The sequence below is a fragment of the Faucicola sp. SE7633 genome, assembly GCF_059264685.1.
This window is the reverse complement of sequence record NZ_JCADBW010000022.1, coordinates 12,740-34,901: the sequence shown is the minus strand read 5'-3', so window position 1 is coordinate 34,901 and position 22,162 is coordinate 12,740. Positions and strand designations below refer to the sequence as shown.

At 51.0% G+C, this 22,162-nt stretch carries 21 protein-coding genes and 1 rRNA gene; 14 read left to right on the top strand and 8 right to left on the bottom strand.

Features of this window, described 5'->3' with window-relative positions; genetic code table 11:
• A 16S ribosomal RNA gene (locus tag AC5L4R_RS08485) occupies positions 1-334 on the bottom strand; the annotation flags it as partial.
• 415 nt (positions 335-749) lie between these two features.
• A complete protein-coding gene (map, locus tag AC5L4R_RS08480) occupies positions 750-1,535 on the bottom strand; it encodes a type I methionyl aminopeptidase (RefSeq protein ID WP_494473516.1) in 786 nt (261 codons plus the stop codon).
• Positions 1,536-1,713: 178 nt separating this feature from the next.
• Between map and msrB the strand changes: the two genes are divergently transcribed.
• The 3 genes from msrB to tsf all read left to right on the top strand — a co-directional run bounded on the left by msrB (position 1,714) and on the right by tsf (position 4,310).
• Positions 1,714-2,175 carry a peptide-methionine (R)-S-oxide reductase MsrB gene (gene msrB, locus AC5L4R_RS08475; RefSeq protein ID WP_494473515.1) on the top strand — a complete coding sequence of 154 codons (462 nt, stop codon included), beginning with the start codon at positions 1,714-1,716 and terminating at the stop codon, positions 2,173-2,175.
• Positions 2,176-2,473: 298 nt separating this feature from the next.
• Positions 2,474-3,304, top strand: coding sequence for a 30S ribosomal protein S2 (rpsB, locus tag AC5L4R_RS08470; protein WP_494473514.1), 831 nt, complete (start codon positions 2,474-2,476; stop codon positions 3,302-3,304).
• Positions 3,305-3,431: 127 nt separating this feature from the next.
• The gene (gene tsf, locus AC5L4R_RS08465; protein ID WP_494473513.1) at positions 3,432-4,310 is read left to right on the top strand and encodes a translation elongation factor Ts; all 879 of its coding nucleotides are present in this window, start codon (positions 3,432-3,434) and stop codon (positions 4,308-4,310) included.
• 95 nt (positions 4,311-4,405) lie between these two features.
• On the opposite strand, the gene glyS is transcribed toward tsf, so the two are convergent.
• Together glyS and glyQ are read right to left on the bottom strand one after the other, a co-directional pair.
• A complete protein-coding gene (gene glyS / locus AC5L4R_RS08460; protein ID WP_494473512.1) occupies positions 4,406-6,490 on the bottom strand; it encodes a glycine--tRNA ligase subunit beta in 2,085 nt (694 codons plus the stop codon).
• A gap of 60 nt (positions 6,491-6,550) precedes the next feature.
• Positions 6,551-7,483: a glycine--tRNA ligase subunit alpha gene (gene glyQ, locus AC5L4R_RS08455; RefSeq protein ID WP_395146550.1), complete on the bottom strand. Its 933-nt coding sequence runs from the start codon at positions 7,481-7,483 to the stop codon at positions 6,551-6,553.
• Between the two features lie 782 nt (positions 7,484-8,265).
• Here glyQ and aciT point away from each other — a divergent pair.
• The 5 genes from aciT (at position 8,266) to hemJ (ending at position 14,095) form a co-directional block, all read left to right on the top strand.
• Entirely contained in the window at positions 8,266-8,772 is a 507-nt protein-coding gene (gene aciT, locus AC5L4R_RS08450) for an AciT family ciprofloxacin tolerance protein (RefSeq protein WP_494473511.1), read from the top strand.
• 286 nt (positions 8,773-9,058) lie between these two features.
• A complete protein-coding gene (locus AC5L4R_RS08445) occupies positions 9,059-10,978 on the top strand; it encodes a hypothetical protein (protein ID WP_494478042.1) in 1,920 nt (639 codons plus the stop codon).
• 106 nt (positions 10,979-11,084) lie between these two features.
• Positions 11,085-12,176: a biotin synthase BioB gene (bioB, locus tag AC5L4R_RS08440; protein ID WP_494473509.1), complete on the top strand. Its 1,092-nt coding sequence runs from the start codon at positions 11,085-11,087 to the stop codon at positions 12,174-12,176.
• A gap of 271 nt (positions 12,177-12,447) precedes the next feature.
• Complete coding sequence (locus tag AC5L4R_RS08435) at positions 12,448-13,602, top strand: aminotransferase class I/II-fold pyridoxal phosphate-dependent enzyme (RefSeq protein WP_494473508.1); 1,155 nt, start codon at positions 12,448-12,450, stop codon at positions 13,600-13,602.
• Between the two features lie 55 nt (positions 13,603-13,657).
• Positions 13,658-14,095, top strand: a complete 438-nt coding sequence (gene hemJ / locus AC5L4R_RS08430; RefSeq protein ID WP_494473507.1) for a protoporphyrinogen oxidase HemJ — start codon at positions 13,658-13,660, stop codon at positions 14,093-14,095.
• A 22-nt stretch (positions 14,096-14,117) separates the two neighbouring features.
• On the opposite strand, the gene rlmB is transcribed toward hemJ, so the two are convergent.
• Entirely contained in the window at positions 14,118-14,897 is a 780-nt protein-coding gene (gene rlmB / locus AC5L4R_RS08425; RefSeq protein WP_494473506.1) for a 23S rRNA (guanosine(2251)-2'-O)-methyltransferase RlmB, read from the bottom strand.
• Between the two features lie 56 nt (positions 14,898-14,953).
• Positions 14,954-15,292 (bottom strand): pyrimidine/purine nucleoside phosphorylase, encoded by a 339-nt coding sequence (gene ppnP, locus AC5L4R_RS08420; RefSeq protein ID WP_494473505.1) that lies wholly within the window; start codon positions 15,290-15,292, stop codon positions 14,954-14,956.
• 401 nt (positions 15,293-15,693) lie between these two features.
• On the opposite strand from ppnP, the gene recN reads away from it, so the two are divergent.
• From recN to xerD, 6 genes are all read left to right on the top strand, one after another.
• The gene (gene recN, locus AC5L4R_RS08415) at positions 15,694-17,400 is read left to right on the top strand and encodes a DNA repair protein RecN (RefSeq protein WP_494473504.1); all 1,707 of its coding nucleotides are present in this window, start codon (positions 15,694-15,696) and stop codon (positions 17,398-17,400) included.
• 22 nt (positions 17,401-17,422) lie between these two features.
• Entirely contained in the window at positions 17,423-17,989 is a 567-nt protein-coding gene (locus AC5L4R_RS08410) for a YqgE/AlgH family protein (protein ID WP_494473518.1), read from the top strand.
• Positions 17,982-18,476 carry a Holliday junction resolvase RuvX gene (gene ruvX, locus AC5L4R_RS08405; protein WP_494473503.1) on the top strand — a complete coding sequence of 165 codons (495 nt, stop codon included), beginning with the start codon at positions 17,982-17,984 and terminating at the stop codon, positions 18,474-18,476. Before AC5L4R_RS08410 ends, ruvX begins: the two co-directional genes overlap by 8 nt.
• The gene (locus tag AC5L4R_RS08400) at positions 18,473-18,913 is read left to right on the top strand and encodes a hypothetical protein (RefSeq protein ID WP_494473502.1); all 441 of its coding nucleotides are present in this window, start codon (positions 18,473-18,475) and stop codon (positions 18,911-18,913) included. The genes ruvX and AC5L4R_RS08400 overlap by 4 nt, the downstream gene beginning before the upstream one ends.
• A 21-nt stretch (positions 18,914-18,934) precedes the next feature.
• Complete coding sequence (gene tusA / locus AC5L4R_RS08395) at positions 18,935-19,222, top strand: sulfurtransferase TusA (RefSeq protein ID WP_494473501.1); 288 nt, start codon at positions 18,935-18,937, stop codon at positions 19,220-19,222.
• Between the two features lie 74 nt (positions 19,223-19,296).
• Positions 19,297-20,241 (top strand): site-specific tyrosine recombinase XerD, encoded by a 945-nt coding sequence (gene xerD / locus AC5L4R_RS08390; RefSeq protein ID WP_494473500.1) that lies wholly within the window; start codon positions 19,297-19,299, stop codon positions 20,239-20,241.
• A 65-nt stretch (positions 20,242-20,306) separates the two neighbouring features.
• Here the strand turns inward: xerD and AC5L4R_RS08385 are convergent, their stop codons facing one another.
• Positions 20,307-20,756, bottom strand: a complete 450-nt coding sequence (locus AC5L4R_RS08385; protein WP_494473499.1) for a hypothetical protein — start codon at positions 20,754-20,756, stop codon at positions 20,307-20,309.
• 208 nt (positions 20,757-20,964) lie between these two features.
• The gene (gene mraY / locus AC5L4R_RS08380; protein ID WP_494473498.1) at positions 20,965-22,083 is read right to left on the bottom strand and encodes a phospho-N-acetylmuramoyl-pentapeptide-transferase; all 1,119 of its coding nucleotides are present in this window, start codon (positions 22,081-22,083) and stop codon (positions 20,965-20,967) included.
• Positions 22,084-22,162 lie beyond the last annotated feature (79 nt).

Genomic DNA, 22,162 nt, shown 5'->3' with positions numbered 1-22,162 from the left:
CGTAGGAGTCCGGACCGTGTCTCAGTTCCGGTGTGACTGATCATCCTCTAAGACCAGTTATAGATCGTCGCCATGGTGAGCCTTTACCTCACCATCTAGCTAATCTAATTTAGGCACATCTTATAGCAGAACCCTAAGGCTCCTTTCTCCCGTAGGACGTATGCGGTATTAATTCGAGTTTCCCCGAGCTATCCCCCTCTATAAGGCAGTTTCCTAAATGTTACTCACCCGTTCGCCACTACTTCAACTAGCAAGCTAGTCTCTGTCGTTCGACTTGCATGTGTTAAGCCTGCCGCCAGCGTTCAATCTGAGCCATGATCAAACTCTTCAGTTTAATCTTCTTGCTCTTCCCACTGTTCGCTTAAATGAATCAACTTTAAGTTTTTTTCACTCAGTTCGTCGCTAAGTCCTTGTAGACTTAGCATTCCGTACAGTGGAAATGCTTTTTATTTCATTTCTCTTCGTGTCTGGGTGAAAATCCACACAAGTTGTTCTTGTGTTTCGTTGTTATTGAGTTATTCTTTGACATCATCTGTCGAAAGAGGCGCTATTTTAACATGTTTTTTGATGCTGTCAATAGCTTTTTTCAATCTTTTTACCGCTTTAGCCCGCTGCCACTAAGTGCTTGTTTCTACAAGCTTTGTTGGCTGCCGCCGTTCGGTGTGTGCGTATTATACGCGATTTTTTATAGGCGTCAAGGGTTTTTTTTAAAAATTTGGGTTTTTTTTATAAAACCCCTTTTATTTGCCTTATACCGTAAGAAAACTTAGGTCTTCTTCTGGGCGTTTGGTGAAGACTTCACAGCCATTATCGGTGACCATTAAGGTGTGTTCCCATTGGGCGGATAGTTTGCGGTCTTTGGTGATGACGGTCCACTGATCGGGCATAACTTTGGTTTGCCATACGCCTTGGTTGATCATGGGTTCAATGGTAAAGGTCATGCCTGTTTTAAGCTGTAGGCCTGTATTTTTTTTGCCATAGTGCAAAACTTGCGGTTCGTCGTGATAGACATTGCTAATACCGTGCCCACAGTATTCGCGCACGACGCTAAAGCGTTCGGGCTCGGCAACGGCTTGGATCGCCGCGCCAATATCGCCAAGGTAAGCACCGTTGCGGACGGCTTTCATGCCTGCGTATAGGGCTTTTTGGGCAACGTCGCATAGGCGTTTTGCCATGATTGAGCCTTCACCGACTACCCACATTTTTGAGGTGTCGCCATAGTAGCCGTCTTTGATGACGGTGACGTCGATGTTGATGATGTCACCGTCTTTTAGGATACGGTTGGCATCGGGAATACCGTGACAAACGACGTGGTTGATGGAGGTGCACAGGGTGTGCTGAAAGCCATTATAACCCACGTTGGCAGGAATGGCTTGCTGCACGTCTACGATGTAGTCATGGGCTAGTTTGTCCAGTGCAAGGGTGCTGATACCTTCTTTAACGTGTTCATCCAGCATGACGAGGACATCGGCGGCAAGTTTGCCAGCGACGCGCATTTTTTCGATGGCTTCGGGGTTGTTGGTTAGGGTTTTCATAGGCGTTATTCGTCTCATTTAAACGGCATATTGTATGCTTTTTTGGGTGATTGGGCAAAATTACACAAGCGGTTTGTGGCACGACGATGGCTGGTTGTTGGTCAGCCAATCAGCTTGATTTTGCCAAATTCTGTCCCATATAAATAGGGCGTTTTTTATGAATTCAAAGGAAGCTGTGATGAGTAAAATTAATCCCGATGATTACCAAAAGCCCAGTGATGATGATATCCGTGCGCGTTTGAGCGATGAGCAGTATTATGTGACCCAACAAAGCGGCACGGAGCGTCCGTTTAGCCATGCGTATGACCACGAATTTGGCAAGGGGATTTATGTTGATATTGTCAGTGGTGAGCCGCTGTTTAGCTCAAGCGATAAGTATGACTCAGGCTGCGGTTGGCCCGCGTTTAGCCGCCCGATTGAGCAAGCGGTGGTCAATGAGCATTTTGACGGTAGCTATGGTATGCGCCGCACTGAGGTGCGTAGCCGCGTTGCAGACTCGCACCTAGGGCATGTGTTTAATGACGGTTTGCCTGAGCTTGGTGGTTTGCGGTATTGTATCAACGGTGCGGCACTGCGCTTTATTCCGCTTGAGGACATGGCAGCAGAAGGCTATGGCGATTTGGTGGATTTGGTCAAATAATCAGCGCTATGTAAGTTGATTGGGCGCGGCAATTTTTGCTAGCGCAGACGTTTAGATTTTGTTAAAATAGCGGTTTGTCATCTACTTGGGTGGCAAATTTTTTTCTTTTGACATGACACACACTTTGTTAGCTTTATTTCTTGGCATTTTTTGGGTCAAAAAATAATAAAAGGTTGGCTGGGTGTTTACCAATTTGATTAATTTGCGCGTGATTTTTTAAAATTTGTGCAAATGCGTGTTGGTAAATCGGCTGATTTGGCAAGGTGGAGGCATAACCCAACGTTATTTAGGAATTTTTATGGCAGCGACAAGCCCAACTCAAGTTTCTATGCGCGACTTGCTTGAAGCAGGCGCACACTTTGGTCACCAAACGCGCTTTTGGAACCCAAAAATGAAGCAATACATTTTTGGGGCGCGTAACAAAATCCATATTATCAACTTGGACAAAACTGTCACGGCGTTGAATGAAGCCTTGACATTTGCCAACCGCGAAGCAGCACGCGGCAACAAAATCTTGTTTGTTGGTACAAAACGCGCTGCCAGCAACATCATCAGTGAACAAGCGGCACGCGCAGGTATGCCGTATGTGGACCATCGCTGGTTGGGTGGGATGCTGACCAACTGGAAAACCATTCGCCAATCCATCACCCGTTTAAAAGACTTTGAGCGTCAAGCCGAAGACGGTACGTTTGCTAAATTGACCAAACGTGAAGCGCTAGAGCGTACGCGCGAAATGGAAAAATTGGAGCGCACGCTTGGCGGTATCAAAGATATGAACGGCTTGCCCGATGCTATCTTTGTGGTGGACGTTGATCACGAAGCGATTGCCATCAAAGAAGCCAAAAACCTAGGCATTCCTGTTATCGGCATCGTGGATACCAACTCAAACCCTGATAACGTGGATTATGTTATCCCTGCCAATGACGACGCAATCCGTGCTGTCACCTTGTACGTAACCGCGATGGCAGATGCGATTATCGCAGGTAAAGAATACGCTAAAACTCAAGGTAGCAACGCGCGTCAAGAGCAAGATGAGCTAAGCCCACAAGCCGAAGCCGCTCAAGACAACGCCACAGCACCGATTGAAGACAAAATTGACCAAGAAGGCAAGGTCGTAAACAATTACTAATCTGCCCACTTGGCGATTGATTGATAATTGACAGGATGGTGCAGCGTCATTGTCCTGTCATTTACTTTAATTATAATCAAATCAATTTTTCTTCTACTATTTTTCACAACGACGAATGAGGACAACAATGGCAGAAATCAGTGCAAAACTTGTCAAAGAATTGCGTGACCGTACGGGTCTTGGCATGATGGAATGTAAAAAAGCCCTACAAGAAGCCGACGGTGACATCGAAACCGCCATCGATAACTTGCGTAAATCAGGCCAAGCCAAAGCCGCCAAAAAAGCAGGCAACATCGCAGCAGACGGCGCAATTATCATCGCACAAGAGGGCAACAAAGCCTTGCTACTTGAAGTGAACTGTCAAACAGACTTTGTGGCAAAAGACGCAGGCTTCACCGCCTTTGCTGAAAAAGTGGCTCAGCTTGCCCTTGAAAACAACACCACCGACGTGGCAAAAATCGCCGAATTGCCTTATGGCGATGGTCAAACGGTCGAAGAAGCGCGCGTGGCATTGGTGCAAAAAATCGGCGAAAACATCCAAATCCGCCGTGCTGAAGTTATCGAAGGCGACAACCTAGCCACTTACCGTCACGGTATCCGCATTGGCGTGGTGGTATCTTACGAAAACGGCAACGAAGCAACTGGCAAATCTGTTGCGATGCAAGTGGCAGCGTTTAACCCTATCGCGGTGGATGAAGCAACCGTACCTGCTGACATCTTGGCACGTGAAAAAGATATCATCGAAGCCAAAGCCCGTGAATCAGGCAAGCCTGACAACGTGGTAGAAAAAATGATCACAGGTGGCCTACAAAAATACTTGAATGAAGTGACTTTGTTGAACCAGCCTTACGTCATGGACAACGACAAAAAAGTTGGCGACGTATTAAAATCTGACAACATGACCGTCAAAGCGTTCAAACGCCTAGAGGTTGGCGAAGGCATCGAGAAAAAACAAGAAGACTTTGCCGCTGAAGTGGCTGCTGCGCAGGCGGCTGCAGCTAAATAATGATCGGCTGTTTTAACAGAATTAACACGATTTAATCAAATGCTTCAAAAACGCCCCGTTAACTAACGGGGCGTTTTTTTATGGCAAACCTTGCTCTATGATTGCAACTGGCTGATATCAGCAACTTGTAAGAACAAGTCACGTACTTGTTTGAGCAGGGCCAAACGGTTGTGACGCAGGCTTTCGTCCTCGACATTGACCATGACATCGGCAAAAAATTGTGCCAATGGCTGCTCAAGCTGCGCCAAACGTTGCAAAATCGGTGTGTAATCAAGCTGCTCACTGTGGCTAGCGATATCAGCTTGTGCTTGTTGCACCGCGTCATATAAAGCGCGCTCGGCAGGTACTTGCAACAAATCAGCATGTACCGCGCCAAGCTCAAGCGAACCATCACCATCTGTGGGCAGGGCTTTGACAAGGATATTTGCCACGCGCTTGTTGGCTTCGGCAAGCCCGACAGCAGCAGGCAAGGCACGAAACGCTTGCACGGCTTTAATGCGGCGATCAAAATCCAGCGGCACGGCAGGCGACAAGGCTTGCACTGCTAAAATCGTATCGACCGCTACGCCCTGCTCTTCATACATCGCGCGATAACGCGCTTGGAAAAACGCCATCACCTCGCTAAAGGTTTGCGCCAAATTTGGCAAGCGGTTGCCATAGCCCAACAATGCTTGTTCGATCAATAGCACCAAGTTGAGTGGTAATTGTTTTTCAATCAAAATCCGCAACACGCCAATCGCTGCACGGCGCAAGCTAAACGGATCTTTTGAACCTGTCGGAGCTTCACCAATACCAAAAATTCCCACTAACGTGTCTAAACGATCAGCCAACGCCAACGCTGTGCCAATAGGCGTGACAGGCAATTGATCGCCGCTAAATTTGGGCAGATATTGCTCTTCGATTGCATCGGCAACGTCGCTGGGCTCTTGGTTGAGGCGCGCGTAATATGTGCCTGCTATGCCTTGAAGCTCGGGAAACTCACCCACCAGTGTACTGGCCAGATCGGCTTTTGCTAACAAGCCTGCGCGTGCGGCGTGCTCAACATTTGCACCCAACTGCGCGGCGATCAATGCGGCAAGTTTGGCGATACGTTCAGCTTTATCCCACAAAGTCCCCAACTGGTCTTGAAACACGCGTGTCTTAAGCGACTCGGTCAGGGCAAACAACGGCTGTTTTTGATCTTGCAAAAAGAAAAATTCAGCATCAGCAAGGCGTGGGCGAACGACCTTTTCGTTGCCTGCGATGATTTGGGCAGGATCGCGGCTAGCTAAGTTACTGATAAACACAAAATACGGTTGCAGCTTGCCTGCGTCATCGACCAAACAAAAATACTTTTGATCGGCTTGCATGGTGCTAATCAGAGCCTCTTGTGGCACGGCAAGAAAACGCGGCTCAAACCCTGCTCGTAAGGCAACTGGTAAATCCACCAACGCGGTGACTTCATCCAGCAAGGCTTGCGGCATGACAGGTTGTGCGCCCACCTCGCGCGCCAAGCGTTGCACCTGCTCGCGAATGTGCGCTTGCCGCGCGTCAAAATCCGCCATTACCGCATGGTCTTGTAGCTGCTCGGCATAGCGGTCAGCGTGCTCGAGGGTGAAAAAATCGGGCGCGTGAAAACGGTGTCCGCGCGTCTGGTTGCCTGTCTGCTTACCCTGAATGGTCGCATCGATGATGCTGTCATCTTGCATCAAGACGACCCATTGCACAGGGCGGACAAATTCATTTTTGTCCACGCCGCTGCGCATACGCTTGGCAATCGGCAGCGCGTCCAACGCGGCTTGCAAAATCGCGGGCAACAGCTCACGCGTGGCTTGCCCATGGATGGTCTGCTGATAGCCGACATAATCGCCTTTGTCGCCTTGGATGGTGATCAGCTCACTGACATCAACCCCCAACCCTTGCGCAAATCCCAACGCCGCCTTGGTGGGCTTGCCCTCGCGGTCATACGCGGCTTTGACGGCAGGCCCGCGCTTTTGCTCAACGCGGTCAGGTTGGCGTTCGGCAACACCTGTGATTTGCAGTGCCAAACGGCGCGGCGCGGCATAGCTTTTGATAGTATCAAACGCAATACCTGCTTGTTCAAGCGCGGTTTGGACATTGCTTGCCAATGCGTCACGCAAGGTTTTTAGGTTTTTTGGTGGTAATTCTTCTGTACCCAATTCAAATAAAATCGTACTCATTGCTTTACCCAAGTGTTTAATGGCAGATTGGTGAAAATTTGGCTTGATTGGTTGATTTGGCTATTTGGCATCGTCTTTGGGCAAATACTTGGCCAATGCCTCGGCGCGGTGGGCCTCATCTGCCAACGGGAAGCCCAATTTTGCCCGCGCTTCAACATAGCTTTGTGCCACTTGGCGTGCCAATGTACGCACACGCAGGATAAAACGCTGCCGCTCAGTCACTGAAATCGCGCCGCGTGCGTCAAGCAAGTTAAAAGTATGTGAAGCTTTAAGTACCATCTCGTAGGCAGGCAACGGTAAATTAACGCCAACCAATTTTGCCGCTTGCGCCTCATAAAAGTCGAACAAATCAAACAGCTTTGCCACATCGGCGTATTCAAAATTATAGGTTGACTGCTCAACTTCATTTTGGTGGAACACATCACCATACGTCACGCGCCCAAACGCGCCATCCGTCCACACCAAGTCATACACGCTGTCCACGCCTTGGATATACATCGCCAAACGCTCAAGCCCGTAAGTGATCTCGCCTGTCACAGGAAAGCACTCGATACCGCCGACTTGCTGAAAATAGGTAAACTGGGTGACTTCCATGCCGTTGAGCCACACTTCCCAACCCAAACCCCACGCGCCAAGCGTCGGCGACTCCCAGTTGTCCTCAACAAAGCGCACATCATGCACCTGTGTGTCAATACCAATCGCCTCAAGCGATCCTAAATACAGCTCTTGAATATCAGGCGGATTGGGTTTTAGAACCACTTGGAACTGGTAATAATGCTGCAAACGGTTGGGGTTGTCGCCATAACGCCCGTCGGTTGGGCGGCGCGATGGCTGCACATAAGCAGCGTTCCAACGCTCAGGCGTCAGCGCGCGCAAAAACGTGGCGGTGTGAAACGTGCCTGCGCCGACTTCCATGTCATACGGCTGCAAAATCACGCAACCTTTGTCCGCCCAGTAGGATTGTAAGGTCAAAATCAGTTGTTGAAAGGTCATCGTCGCCCCGTCCATTGCTTGCTGTGGGTTGGGTAAATTGGATTTGGTCAAATAAATGGCTGCAAGCGTTTGCCAACGCTTCACCGAACCAATTGGCTATTATACCCCATTATAGCCATGACGCACGTGTAACGGCGATAGCAAAACGCCTGTTTGACCCACCTTTTGCCCTAAAATCACCCAAGATGGCGCAAATACCGCCTTATCGCCCACCATTGGGCGGTCAATACGGCCCAATTTCACCAAACCGTCTCACCAAACCCCTGCCCATGCCAAACGTCATCTGCTGTCGCATGAGTGACAAACGGTGTTGGTTTTTGGGGCAAGTCACCGCATAATAGCGGCATATAAATAGTAGGTTATAGCAAAAACAACCACAAGATATTGTGGATTATCTCATAACAGTACCAAGCGAGGTTGATATGACCGCAGTGGTTTATCCTCCGTTGCCGTAAAACCACCGACTTTAGGCGGTGGATATCAGGCAATTGTTAAATGCGATAAGTTTTGCTATACTCATCTCACTATATTCAATGTCTTACATTCCACAGTTAAGTTAAGACTAAATTGCGAGTACGCAGTAACTTAACTGGTAAGACGTTTCCAAACACACACTTAAGCTAATTCGTGTCTATGACAATCCTAACGGTAGGATTAGCTTAAAATAAGAACCTAAGATGTACGGTGTGTCGTACGGGCGGTTGCTATTGTCTTAGGTTTGCGGTGGGGCTTCACCGTCTTGCAGAAGGAATCCCCGAACGATAGGGAGGGGAGGAAGTCAAATGAAGGCATCGCTGCCTGCCAGCGTGTTTTTGAGCGCACCTGTGACAACGTCGGTGGATGAAGCAAGTAAAATGTTGCTGCTGCTTGCCTGCACCGCTATGGCATTGGTGGTGCTGGGTGTATGGTGGACACGTTACCGCTATGTGTTGGCTTATTTTGTCGCAGGTATGGCGTATTGGTTGGTGGTAGAAGGCGTGCACTGGGGCGTGGTGCGCGCATCAAGCTTAGCTGACACGCCTGCGTATGTGTTGGCATTGGCGATTACATTTGTGCCGTTGGCATGGTCGGTCAGCTTGCCCACGACCGATATGACCCTGCCAAGCCGCAGCCGCAAACCACGGCGACGCAAACACACCTTACCATTTATTGGCTTGCTAAAACGTTGGCAACGCCGTGCCCGCCCCCTGCCTCAGCACATCGGCGAGCGTCCCATTTTGCTAAAAAAAGACACCCAGTTTTATCAGCGCGTCATCCGCCACCGTCCTGTGATGGATGTTGAGCGTTAATTTTTTACCAATTTTATCAACTATCACCCCTGCACTGGCGGCCATGATACCCACCTAGTTCGCCAGTGCCACTACATAAAATAACGCAACATTACAAAAAGCTGTCGCCATAAGCGAAACATTACTTTAACTTCAAATCGCACTTCGTATAATATGGTTGCTTAGCCCTTTTGTCGTGAGCTGCCAAGCAGATTGACCCACGGCGTTTACAACGACTAGATTTTGACAACCACATTGATTGGGCGCGAACGCGCCAACTTTAGATAAATAGCTTGAGGAGAACCGTATGTTTTCGTTTTTGACTGACCATTTTGGTGAAATGACCCACGTAAAATCTGACCCACTTGACGTATTGCTGTTTGTGGTTGGCGTGCGTTTTGCTCAGTTGGCGAATTCTGACAACACTCGCTTTACCAGCCTATTACAAAACCGCAACTTTACCATTCAGTTGGGCAGCGAAGAAGAAGGCATTGCGCGTCACTTCACCATCAACAACGGTAAATTTAGCCAACATGGCGGCGAAGCAACTGACCCAACCTTGACCATCACGTTCAAGGACTCAATGACAGGCGTTAGACTTTTGACCAAAGCGGATGCGGCGGCATTTATGTCGGGCATTCAACAAGGCGATGTCAAAATGACGGGCGACTATTCGTTGTTGATGTGGTTTAATCAAGTGGCTAAATACATTGTCCCACATGTGCCTGAAGCGCTTGAACCTGTGGTGGACAAGGTCAAACCATTGATTGAAAAAGCCACCCCTGTGGCCATGAATGTCTGTGGCAAAGTGATGTCGGTGTTTAAGCCTGAAAGCGGCAAAGGCCACCGTGAGTCGCAATCTGTCATGCGCCCAAAAACCAGCAAGTACTTTAAAGACGCCGATGACACTCAACAAGCCACCTACGGTGTGGATGTTAATAACCCAAAAACCGAAACCGCCGTACAAGGCGATACCCGTTTTGATGACAGCAAAGTACGTATCCGCGGCGCGCACGACGATCAAGATGACTCTGAAGGCGTGATTGACAACATCAAAGCCAAAGTCAGCGAAGTCACCGACACCTTGCATGACAAACTAGACGAGTTGGGCGGCGAAGCCAAAGAAAAATTTACGGATGTCAAAGATGACCTGCAACAACGCCTCAATGACGTTAAAGACAAAGCGGCAGATTTAAAAGAGCAAGCGCAAGACAAATTGGACGACGCTAAACATCAAGCCGAAGACAAAATCGATGATGCCAAACACAAAGCGGCAGATTTAAAAGAGCAAGCGCAAGACAAATTGGACGACGTTAAACATCAAGCTGAAGACAAAATCGATGATGCCAAACACAAAGCGGCAGATTTAAAAGAGCAAGCGCAAGACAAGTTTGACGACGCTAAACACCAAGCTGAAGACAAAATTGATGATGCCAAACACAAAGCGGCAGATTTAAAAGAGCAAGCGCAAGACAAGTTTGACGACGTTAAGCACCAAGCCGAAGACAAAATCGATGATGCCAAACACAAAGCGGCAGATTTAAAAGAGCAAGCGCAAGACAAATTGGACGATGCTAAACACCAAGCCGAAGACAAAATCGATGATGCCAAACACAAAGCGGCAGATTTAAAAGAGCAAGCGCAAGACAAATTGGACGATGCTAAACACCAAGCCGAAGACAAAATCGATGATGCCAAACACAAAGCGGCAGATTTAAAAGAGCAAGCGCAAGACAAGTTTGACGACGTTAAGCACCAAGCCGAAGACAAAATCGATGATGCCAAACACAAAGCGGCAGATTTAAAAGAGCAAGCGCAAGACAAATTGGACGACGCTAAACAACAAGCCAAAGACAACGTTGCTGCGCTTCAATCTAACGCCAATGATGACCAAGTGGTTGAACAAGCCAAAACAGGCATGGGACTTGGTATGCCAAGTAACAAGCCAACCGTGACCACGGTAAGCGATACCGCTGACAAAGCACAAGACAATACCCAAGCCAGTGACAGCAACCAAGGCGTGCGCACCATTGAGGACATCCAAGCTGAGCGTCAAGACAACGCAAGCCCTGAAACCAAAGCCGCGCAAACCACGCACGCGCTTGAAAGAAAACACGAAAATGATGAAATGATTGCCAAAAACGTCATGACGTCTGCTGTAAAAAACCATGAATCGCCAATCACAGGCATCAGCGTGACAAAAACCAGCAGCAAAGATAAAGAATAATTTGCTTAATAACTGTACCAAAAACAACCGCCATCGCGCGGTTGTTTTTTGTTATAATGCACGCTGGCAATCGCCAAAATCTACTGACTGCACAAGGAATTTTGTCATGGCAGAACGCAGCGTGGCGCAATCTTTCGCCGCCGATATCGGCGCACCTCCCAACGCCCATCCAGACACGCCCACAACGCCACCGCGTGTCAGCCGAGCACAAATTCAGGCATGGTTTGAACTGCCATTGATGGATTTGCTATTACAGGCACAAACCACCTTGCGCGCGCACTTTCCTGCCAACACTGTCCAAGTCAGCACCTTACTGTCCATCAAAACAGGTAATTGTCCCGAGGATTGCGGCTACTGCTCACAATCAGGCCACCACGACACCGATTTACAAGCCGAAAAAAAAATCGCGGTCGAGCAAGTGCTGGCCGCCGCCAAACGCGCCAAGGCAACAGGTGCTAGTCGGTTTTGTATGGGCGCGGCGTGGAAACACCCCCATGACCGCGATATGCCATATGTGCTTGAGCTGGTGCGCGAAATCAAAGCATTGGGCCTTGAAACCTGCATGACGCTAGGAATGCTGACCGCCAACCAAGCGCAGCTACTGGCTGATGCAGGGCTGGATTACTACAACCACAACCTAGACACCTCACGCGATTATTACACGCAGGTGGTGAGCACGCGCAGCTACGATGACCGCCTAGACACCCTTGCGCATGTGCGCCAAGCAGGGATCAATATTTGTTCGGGTGGCATCATTGGCATGGGTGAAAGCCGTGATGACCGAATTGATCTGCTGCATGAACTTGCCAATCTGCCCAAGCCGCCCGAGTCGATACCGATTAATCGTTTGGTGGCGATTGCAGGCACGCCGATTGCAGACAAACTTGACGGCACACGCCTGCCTGTGCTGGAATGGATTCGCACGATTGCCGTGGCGCGGCTTGCCTGCCCGACCAGTTATGTGCGTATTGCAGCAGGGCGTGAGGATTTGACTGATGCAGAACAAGCCTTGCTATTGATGGCAGGGGCGAATTCGTTTTTTTATGGTGCGCGGCTTTTAACCACCGACAATGCCAGCCAAAACCACGACGACGCGCTAATAGCCGAGCTAGGGCTCAAGGTAGCAGCGGCTGAGCCACGCCAAGTGCAAATTACCGATGCGATGAGTGGGCGGATTGGTAGTTTGGCGATAGTTTAACGTTGCATACAAATCGGCAAATTAGCCTACCATGTACGCACAACGCTGCCTTTGCATGGTTATTTGGTTAGCTATCGCTTAGGGCTAAAAGGCCGCCCCTAAGGCGGTTTTTTAATACCTGATACAAATATGGATCGATAAATATGGATTGATGGACACGATTGTATAGGTTGATGGCTTGGACTTATTGCCCTGCCTAAAGCCTAAAAGATGCAGCTTTACGGCAACGGGTGATGAAAAGACCATTTTAAAGCCTGATGATTGGTAATTTATGTTAGATAATTTTAATTTAGTTCAATCATTAAAAAAGCAACAAACCCAACATGGCTATCGATATCTGACCACGATTGAACGTGGCGTTACGCCGACCATCACCATTGAGGGTCAAGCCTACCGCAATTTTGCCAGCAATGATTATTTGGGCTTAGCCAGTGCACCGCAGGTGATCGCGGCATTTGGCGACGCATTGCAAACCGCAGGACAAGTCGGTAGCGGCGCGTCACATTTGGTTAGCGGCCATCATCAATGGCATGACGAACTTTCCGCTGCCTTGGCACAAGCGACGGGCTACCCTGCCGCGCTGACCTTTAGCACAGGTTACATGGCAAATGTTGCTGTGTTGCAAGCTTTGTGCAGCAAAGACAGTGTGATTTTTAGTGATAAACTCAACCATGCCTCAATTGTCGATGGGGCGGTGTTGAGCCGTGCAACGTTGGTTCGCTTTGGCCATCGCGATTATGACGCACTTGAGCAACGCCTTGCAACAACCCTTGCACCGCAAAAACTGATTGTCACCGACCATGTGTTTAGCATGGATGGTACAATGGCGGATTTGGCGCGGTTGTACGATTTGGCGCAGCGTTATGAGGCGGCCTTGATGGTGGATGACGCGCACGGTTTTGGCTTGCCGTATCAGGCGGCGGCGTTGGCGGATATTTATATTGGCACACTGGGCAAGGCGATTGGCACGATGGGTGCGTTTGTCGCAGGTGAGTCAGCGCTGATTGATTATTTGGTGAATTTTGCCCGTGCGTTTATTTATACCACCGCCATGCCGCCTGCGTTGGCCAAGGCGACGCTTGCCGCGGTACACCTTGCCCAACGCGATAGCGCGCGGCAGCAGCGGCTACAAGCCCGTATTTTTCAGCTAAGTACAGGGCTGCGTGAGCAAGGTTGGCAGGTGGGCTTAGCCGATGACCAACAACGGCCGTGGCAAACTGCGATTGTTCCTGTTGTCGTGGGTGATAATACACGCGCGCTGCAACTGGCGGCTGGTTTGCGGCAAGCAGGTATTTGGGCAACGCCAATGCGGCCGCCAACTGTGCCGATGGGTACGGCGCGGCTGCGTTTTTGTGTCAGCGCGGCGCATTCGGCGGATGATATCACAGCGTTGCTAGAGACGATGGCACGATTGCGTGGGGTTTAGCCGCCAAGATTTTTTTTGATTAACACGTAAATGACTGAGCAAAAAAGGCAGACGGATGACGGCGTATTTTTTGTGGTTTAAGGCGTGGCACGTGATTGCCATGGTATGCTGGTTTGCAGGGATTTTTTATTTGCCGCGCTTGTTTGTGTATCATGCTATGTCAGATGATGCGGCAAGCCAACAGCGTTTTGCGGTGATGGAGCGCAAGCTGTATCGTGGGATTATGACCCCTGCCATGCTTGCCACGTGGGTGCTTGGGCTGTGTATGCTTGTGCCAAACTGGGCGGCGTATCAGTCACAAGGCTGGCTGCATATCAAGCTTGTGTTGGTGGGGTTACTGTCCGCGTATCATGGGCTGTGCGGCTATTATCGCAAACAATTAATCAATGCACCGCATTACAAGACCCATGTGTTTTGGCGATGGTTTAATGAAGTGCCTGTGTTTATCTTATGCGCGGTGGTGATTTTGGTGATTGTCAAGCCGCCGTTGTAGCCAAGTTTTGTTGCGTGGGGGTTTATTGGGGGTTTGCCAGCCGTTGGCGGCACGCCTCGTATAACGCCATGCCCGTGGCAACGCTGACATTTAAACTTTGAATTGTGCCGTGCGCGCTGCCGACCATCGGGATGTACACCAACTGGTCGCAACGCTCTGCCGTCAATCGGCGAATGCCCTCGCCTTCTGAGCCCATCACCAGTGCGACATCACCTGTCAAGTCGCACGCCGCCAACGGTTTGGCGGTGTCATCCAAGGCTGTGCCATAAATGAACACGCCGTCTTGCTTGAGGGCGTCCATCGCGCGGGCAAGGTTGGTGACTTGTATCAGCGGCATGAGCTCGGCTGCGCCAACGGCGATTTTTGCCACGGCAGGGGTCAGGCTTGAGGTGTGGTGTTTGGGCACCACCACGGCCGTCACGCCCATGGCAACGGCAGTGCGCAAACACGCGCCTAAGTTGTTGGGATCGGTGATTTGGTCAAGTAGCAATAGCAAAATCGGTGTTTGACGCGCACGGGCAGTTTGTAGCAACCGCGCCAAATCCGTATCATCACCGACAGGCTTCGGGCGTGCTTGCAACACCACGCCTTGGTGCTGTGGGCTGTCGGCAAGTTTGGTCAGCGCGTCTTTGCCAGCGATTTGCACGTTAATGCCATAGACTTGGGCAAGCTCGATGATGGGCGTGACGCTGCTATCATTTTGCCGTCCATCTTGCACCCACAGTGCACTGGCATCCACGCCACGTTCGCTTAAAATCGCCTGTACGGCATGAATCCCATAAAAATGTTGCGCTTTTGCCAAACCTGTGTCCTTGTGTGTCCGCCTTTTAACAGCCGTGGGTGTTGTGTGCTATGCTATCAGCCTTCAAAATGGCAAATGTATTGCACGACTTCTTCGTTTTTCATCGTGTAGCTGCTGTGCCCCTCAACGACAAACGCTTGCCCTGCACGGTAGTAGGTGTAATCTTCCTCGCCTGCTTGTTTGACCTCGCATTCACCTGCCAAAATCTCGATGCGCTCAGATGATTCGGTGTGAAATTCGTATTCGGTGACTTCGCTGTCACAGGGCAAGATGATACCGAGCATTTTTTTGCGCCCGTCCTCAAACCACACGGTGCGGCTAAAGCTGCGTCCTTCGTAGTACACGTTGGCGATTTTTTCTACCGACACATGGTCAAAGCGTGTAGAATTTGGCATACAACCTATCCTTTTGTCTCGCAGATTCGATGATATGGATGGATTCCAGTATGATTCGCGGTTAGCGCGTCTGATACTGCCGCTCCCTTAACGTCGCGCTTGCTGGATGTAGCGCTATCTTAGCACAATCTTTATGACAAAATTGAGCAGTTTTAGCAAGCCTGTGGTTATTTTTTTAACCATGCGTTACATTGGACGGTTGCGATTGGTGGGTGTCAGCCCAATATCAGCCGTGGTTATTTTTTTCTATAAAAAGGAAAAATCGCCCAGTCGCCGTACGGGTGTTTTTTTTCAGACTTAAAGCGTTTAAACTAGCCAAATAGTGTGTTGCCCAACCCAGCTTGGCACAACACAGCTTGGTCAAATTTTCAAATACAGCTTTGCCAAACAAAAGGAACGTTATGCTAATTGAATTGACGTTGCGCAATTTGGCGTTGATTGAGCAGGCGCAGCTGACGCTGGGCACGGGCTTTCACGTCATCACGGGTGAGACGGGCGCGGGCAAGTCGCTGCTGCTTGATGCGCTGGCGTTGTGCGTTGGCGGGCGCACCGATGGCGGTTTGATTCGGCATGGTAGCCGCAGTGCGGAGGTGGTGGCAGAGTTTGACGTGCGCGCGTTGCCGTTGGTGCAGGCGTGGCTTGCCGCACAAGCGTATGAGGATGACGATGGGCGGATTTTGCTGCGTCGTCAGCTAAGCCAGCAGGGCAATAGCATTCGTAGCAAGGCATGGCTCAATGGCACGCCAATTAGCCTCAATGAGCTTAAAACCTTGGGCGGTCTTTTGGTCAATATCCACAGCCAGCACGCGCAGCACAGCCTGTTGCGTCCGCAGTTTGTTGTCGCGTGGTTAGATAGCGCGGCAGGCTTACAAACACAGGCACAAGGCGTGCACCAAGCATTTGGTAAGTACGAACGTTTACGACAACAAGCCGAACGCCACGCGCAGGATGACAAATTACGCCAGCAGCAAATCGCGCTGTTAAACAATCAGTTAGCGGATGTTGAGCCGCTGTTGGCATTGGATTACGCCACCCTTGAGGCAGAATACGATGAGCTGTCAAACTTAGATGAGCTGATGCAGCAGGCGGCGGTGGCGGTCGGGCTACTGGATAATGACAGCGATACGCCCGATGCCATGCAAGCGTTGAGCCGCGCGATTAAGCTTTGTGAGCCGCAAAGCAGCGTCAGTGCGGTGTATGCTGAGTGTGTTGAGCAGTTGTACCATGCGCAAAGTTTGGTTGAGCAAGTGGCGACAAGCCTGCGTGATTACGCCGAGGGGCAAAGCCTTGACCCTGAACGTTTGGCACAGCTTGATGAGCAGTTGGCGACGTTTCACCGTTTGGCGCGTAAGTACCACACCGCACCAAATGAGCTTTTGGCCTTGGCACAAGACTGGCAGCGTGAGCTTGACGCGCTAAACGCCATGCCCTCCCCCGAAGTCCTTGCCGAGCAAATCGCTGCCGCGTATGATGACTATTTGCGCTTGGCAACGGATTTGGATAACGCTCGCCAAGCCTATGCGCCTGCCTTGAGCCGTGAGCTGGTCACACGCTTACAAACACTGGCTTTGCCAAATGTGCAAGCCGAATTTGTCTTTACGCCCACCACACCGCAGCGCGAGGGCATCAGCCACGTGGAGCTATTGTTTAGTGCCAACGTCGGTATGCCAATGCAGCCGCTACACAAAATTGCCTCGGGCGGTGAGCTGTCACGGCTGGCACTGGTCATGCAGGTGATTGAGGCGCAGCGGCAGACCCAACCGCCGGGTGAGGCGAGCTTCGATGCCAACTTGCCAGCCAAGCAGTTGTTGGTGTTTGATGAAGTCGATGTCGGTATCAGCGGCGGTACAGCGCAAGTGGTCGGCGAGCTGCTGCGCGAATTGGGACACGACCAACAAATTCTTGCCATCACTCACCAAGCGCAGGTTGCCGCACAGGCGCACCAGCATATTTTGGTCTATAAAACCCAGCACGACCAAGCGCAATCCCACCTTGCGCACCTCACGGGCGAGGCGCAGGTACAAGAATTGGCGCGTATGTCGGGCGGGGTGCAGATTACCGACACCACGCTTGAGCACGCGCGTAGCCTTTTGGCAAGCCGCCACTGATTTTTTAAAAATTTTTGATATGATGACAAAATTGACCCATTACACCAACCATTTTTTGCTTGCCGCGCCGCGGATTGACAGCGGTCTGTTTCACCAGTCGCTGGTGTACATCTGCCGCCATGACCGCGACGGCGTGCTGGGCTTGATTATCAACAAGCCTTTATATCACACCAACGCCAGCAAGCTGTTTGAAGAACTTGACATTGATGTGACGGCGCATGATTTGCACCGTAAACTGGCACTTGAGGGTGGCCCTGCCAATCCTGAAGTCGGTTTTGTGCTGCACACAGGGCAGCCCAACTGGGCATCGTCGTTTGCCATCACCGAAAACGTCTGTATCACCACCAGCAAGGATATTTTACAAAGCATTGCCGCAGGTCACGGCGTGGAGCATTACGAGCTGTGTTTGGGACATGCCAGCTGGGCAAAAGGACAGCTTGAGCAAGAACTGGCGCAAGGCGATTGGTTTGTGCTGCCTGCCAGCATGGGGCTGCTGTTTGACACGGATTATGCAACGCGTTGGCAAACCGCGGCCGACCAGCTTGGCATCAACGCCGACCGCTTGATGATGGATATTGGTCATGCCTGATGTATCGCTTAATCACAGCGTGTCAAATTCGCCCAATAGCCCCAACGTGCAAACCGTGATGGGGCTGGACTATGGCATCAGCAAAATGGGTGTCGCGCTGGGCAACACCTTGACCCAAACCGCAACGCCGCTGTGCCAATTTGCCATGAAAAATGGCCAGCCTGATTGGGCAGCGTTGTTGGCGTTAATCAGCGAATGGCAAGCCCAACAAGTGGTTGTCGGCTTACCGCTTAATATGGACGGCACGGACTCAGAGCTTGGCAACCGCGCCAAAAAATTTGCCCGTCGGCTCAATCACGAGCTCAAGGCCGCGCATATCGCCTGCCCCGTGACGTTGGCGGATGAACGCCTCACCAGCCGAGAAGCCAAACGCTTGGCGTGGGAATACGGGCTGATTAAGCGTGAGCATGAGCCAATCGACGCGATTGCCTCAGCGATTATGCTTGGTAGCTGGCTGCGTCATAGGCAAGGAGAGACGCTGCCATGACCGCGCCCTTCTCTGACACCGCCGCCCCTAGCAAGCCTGTTATTGCGCCGATGGTATTGGCGCGTATCACGGGCGCGCGGCGGATGAATGCCATCAGTATTTGGCTAATTTATGCCGCGATTGGCTGTTTTTTGTGGTTTGGTACGCTCAAAAGCCTGCCGATGTTTCGCACCAGTCAGCTTGTGTATGTGCTATTTCATTATTTGCCGTATGGCTTGGTGGGGCTGACCATACCGCTATCGCTGTACGTGGCGTGTGTGCTGTTTCGCTATCGCTTAAGCCAGCCGAGCATGTTGGCGTTGTGTGTTTTGCTTGGCTTGGGGTTATTTGCCATCAGCGCGTATGTGGCGTTGGCGGCGTGGATTGGGGTGGCGTTTTTGTTCCGCGCCAATCTTAGACGATTTTTTGACTTTTTACACTATCAAACAAATTCTTAATTGGCTTTTATTTAATATATCATGAACCAAACAGCCCAAAACCCACCCTCCGCCCAACATACGCTTGACACCCAAGGCCTGATTTGTCCTGAGCCTATCATGCTGCTACACCGCGCCATACGCCAAGCACAATCGGGCGAGGTCATTCACGTCATCGCCACCGACCCTGCAACCACGCGCGATATCGCCAATTTTTGTCGGCATTTGGGGCATACGTTGGTTGCCGAGCAGCACCTCATCAACCCGAACAATCTGCCTGACCCCGACCCATACGCCAACGTGTACCACTACTGGATACAAAAAAAGTAGCGTTTGGTTGGGTGTTGTCATTGTGCCTTAAAATCGTGTTTTAAATCATAGCTTGAGCCAAGTTTTATCCTGCCATGTCCCAAACTGCCGCGCGTAAACCGCGTAAACCCAAAGCCTTAACCATCGTGGATGAACCCGAGTATTTGCAGCGGTTTCGTCAAGAATTGGTCACGCGAGGGCTTGCGACCAATACGCGCAACGCCTATCTGCGCGATTTGCTGGCATGTGCGGCGACCCGTACCGAACCACTGCCCAACTGGCAACGTGATGACGTATTGGCATGTTTGGCGGCGTTGTACCAAGACGGCAAAGCCGCACGTTCACAAGCGCGCGCGCTGTCTGCGCTCAAGCAATTTTTTGGTTGGCAAATTCAAGCAGGTGTGCGTGATGACAACCCATGCGAGCAAATTCGCACGCCGCGATTGGGGCGCGCACTGCCAAAAAATCTGTCTGAAGCCGATGTTGAGGCGTTGCTTGCCAGTCCTGATGTCAGCACCGCGCTGGGTTTGCGTGACCACGCCATGCTTGAGGTGCTGTACGCTTGTGGGTTGCGCGTCAGTGAGCTGGTGCATTTGTCATTGGGCGATGTCAATCTCAACGCAGGCTGGCTGCATATCACAGGCAAAGGGGACAAATCGCGGTTGGTGCCGCTGGGGCAAGTTGCCCATGACGCGCTGGCAGATTATCTGCGCCATGCCCGTGCTAGCCTTGCCCGCGACACACGCGCAGGCGCAAGCGCGTGCCAAGCGGTGTTTTTGACCCAACAAGGTGGTTATATGACACGGCAAAATTTTTGGTATGCCATCAAACGCTACGCCACCCAAGCAGGCATTCAAGCGCCGCTATCCCCACACACCTTGCGCCATGCGTTTGCTACCCATTTGCTTAATCACGGCGCAGATTTGCGCAGCGTGCAGATGCTCTTGGGGCATAGTGACCTATCGACAACACAAATTTATACCCACGTCGCCACCGCACGGCTTGAAGCCTTGCACCACGCCCATCATCCCCGCGCTTAGCGGTTGGCACGGAGCGTTTGAGCGTCTTGCCGAAGAAATCCCCGAACCATAGGGAGGGGAGCAAGTCAAAGCAACGCTTGCACGATTTTGATTTCTGCTAAATCCACGGCACTGTCAGCCGTTGTGTGGTTGGGCGCGGTGTGACCAGAATCACGCGCTTTGGGCACATCTTCTAATACAGGTGCGCGATCGGTTTTGATAACGCGCGGCAAATCCGCCGCCGTCGGTGCGCGCTCTGTGGTGTGGTCGTGGATAAGCTCAGATGACGGCATGCGCAGCTCACCCGATAGCACGCGATACACCACCCAACCTTTATCCGCCAGATCAAACAGATTGACTTTTTCTAACAATTTGCTGACCGCTTGCGCGCCTATCGTGCTGTCTTTGTCCAGCAATAGCAGCAGCTGGCGTTCGCGCGCGCTTGGCTGTTTGGTATTGAGCGCTTCTTTGCCCAGCGGTGTGCGTTCAAGCGCTAGGGTGACGGTGTCATGGTCTTGTTTGATTTTAAGCTTCATGGCATCCCTCCTTGTGTGGTAAAAGTTTCGTAAAAAATCATGACGCAAGCAGCTTTTAATATCGCCAATTTAGTATAGCCAATTTTAGTCGGCGTTGGGTTGATCTTGCGCCCCTGCTGCGTATGTTTCACGTAACGTTGGCTAAGTCCACACCATAAAAAAAGAGGACAACTATTATCCCCTTTTTTATTATTCAACTTTTCATCGCTTAGCGCAGTTTTAGCGTCATCAAGCCTAAAATTACCAAAATAATGGTAATAATCCAAAACCGTGTGACCACTTGGGTTTCTTTCCAGCCGCCTTCTTCAAAATGATGATGCAGCGGTGCCATGCGAAAGATACGTTTTTTGCGCAGTTTATAAGAACCGACTTGCAACATCACTGACACCGCCTCGGCCACAAACAGCCCACCCATGATGAGCAAGACAATTTCTTGCCGCGTCATCACCGCAATCGTACCCAGCATACCGCCCAACGCCAACGCGCCGACATCACCCATGAACACCTGCGCAGGGTGTGCGTTGAACCACAAAAAGCCAAGCCCTGCACCAATCATCGCCGCACAGATGACGGTCACCTCACTGTTATAAGCGATATACGGCACATGCAAGTATTCAGCAAAGCGCGCATCGCCCGACACGTACGCAAACACGCCAAGCCCCGCCGCGACCAGCACCACAGGGAAAATTGCCAAGCCGTCTAGGCCGTCGGTCAGATTGACGGCATTGGACGTGCCATTGATGACAAAATAGGTAAAAATAATAAACGCCAGCCCAAACGGCACGGCAGAGAACGGAATCACCCAGTTTTTAAACAGCGGTATTAGCAAATCTTGCATGGCGTGCGCCGTTTGTCCATCGGGCTGATGGGCGGCAATCCAATACAGTGAGATGCCAACAAACAACGCACCGACCGACAGCCAAAAGTATTTTTTACGTGCAATCAAGCCGCGTGGGTCTTTGTGTTTGATTTTAAGCCAGTCATCCGCCCAGCCCACCGCGCCAAAAATCACCAACACCACCAGCAAAATCCAGACATACGGGTTGGCAAGATTTGCCCACAGCAAGGTGGTGAGCAAAATACTGCCCAAAATCAGCACCCCACCCATCGTCGGCGTGCCTGATTTGACCAAGTGGCTTTGTGGCCCATCGGTACGCACGGCTTGCCCGTATTTGAGCGCGCGCAATTTTTCAATGACGCGGTCACCGAGCGCCATGCTTAGCCCAAGCGCGGTCAAAATCGCCAACAGTACGCGCAGCGTCAGCGACGACACCGCCCCAAACGGCGCATAAAATTGGCTTAGCCATTCAAACAACCAAAGTAACACGCGACCCCCTTGTATTTGTGTTGCGCCGCTGTTGTGTTGAGTTTTGCGACATTGTTAGCGCGGTGCGGCGTGGTTTGCG

What these genes read in the sequence shown, in the direction of transcription:
- glyQ (WP_395146550.1), bottom strand. Translation starts at nt 7,483, where the DNA reads ATGACCTTTCAACAACTGATTTTGACCTTACAATCCTACTGGGCGGAC.
- AC5L4R_RS08400 (WP_494473502.1), top strand. Translation starts at nt 18,473, where the DNA reads ATGACCGCGCCCTTCTCTGACACCGCCGCCCCTAGCAAGCCTGTTATT.
- AC5L4R_RS08445 (WP_494478042.1), top strand. Translation starts at nt 9,059, where the DNA reads ATGTTTTCGTTTTTGACTGACCATTTTGGTGAAATGACCCACGTAAAA.
- ruvX (WP_494473503.1), top strand. Translation starts at nt 17,982, where the DNA reads ATGCCTGATGTATCGCTTAATCACAGCGTGTCAAATTCGCCCAATAGC.
- xerD (WP_494473500.1), top strand. Translation starts at nt 19,297, where the DNA reads ATGTCCCAAACTGCCGCGCGTAAACCGCGTAAACCCAAAGCCTTAACC.
- aciT (WP_494473511.1), top strand. Translation starts at nt 8,266, where the DNA reads ATGAAGGCATCGCTGCCTGCCAGCGTGTTTTTGAGCGCACCTGTGACA.
- bioB (WP_494473509.1), top strand. Translation starts at nt 11,085, where the DNA reads ATGGCAGAACGCAGCGTGGCGCAATCTTTCGCCGCCGATATCGGCGCA.
- hemJ (WP_494473507.1), top strand. Translation starts at nt 13,658, where the DNA reads ATGACGGCGTATTTTTTGTGGTTTAAGGCGTGGCACGTGATTGCCATG.
- glyS (WP_494473512.1), bottom strand. Translation starts at nt 6,490, where the DNA reads ATGAGTACGATTTTATTTGAATTGGGTACAGAAGAATTACCACCAAAA.
- AC5L4R_RS08385 (WP_494473499.1), bottom strand. Translation starts at nt 20,756, where the DNA reads ATGAAGCTTAAAATCAAACAAGACCATGACACCGTCACCCTAGCGCTT.
- msrB (WP_494473515.1), top strand. Translation starts at nt 1,714, where the DNA reads ATGAGTAAAATTAATCCCGATGATTACCAAAAGCCCAGTGATGATGAT.
- ppnP (WP_494473505.1), bottom strand. Translation starts at nt 15,292, where the DNA reads ATGCCAAATTCTACACGCTTTGACCATGTGTCGGTAGAAAAAATCGCC.
- tsf (WP_494473513.1), top strand. Translation starts at nt 3,432, where the DNA reads ATGGCAGAAATCAGTGCAAAACTTGTCAAAGAATTGCGTGACCGTACG.
- AC5L4R_RS08410 (WP_494473518.1), top strand. Translation starts at nt 17,423, where the DNA reads ATGACAAAATTGACCCATTACACCAACCATTTTTTGCTTGCCGCGCCG.
- rpsB (WP_494473514.1), top strand. Translation starts at nt 2,474, where the DNA reads ATGGCAGCGACAAGCCCAACTCAAGTTTCTATGCGCGACTTGCTTGAA.
- map (WP_494473516.1), bottom strand. Translation starts at nt 1,535, where the DNA reads ATGAAAACCCTAACCAACAACCCCGAAGCCATCGAAAAAATGCGCGTC.
- recN (WP_494473504.1), top strand. Translation starts at nt 15,694, where the DNA reads ATGCTAATTGAATTGACGTTGCGCAATTTGGCGTTGATTGAGCAGGCG.
- tusA (WP_494473501.1), top strand. Translation starts at nt 18,935, where the DNA reads ATGAACCAAACAGCCCAAAACCCACCCTCCGCCCAACATACGCTTGAC.
- AC5L4R_RS08435 (WP_494473508.1), top strand. Translation starts at nt 12,448, where the DNA reads ATGTTAGATAATTTTAATTTAGTTCAATCATTAAAAAAGCAACAAACC.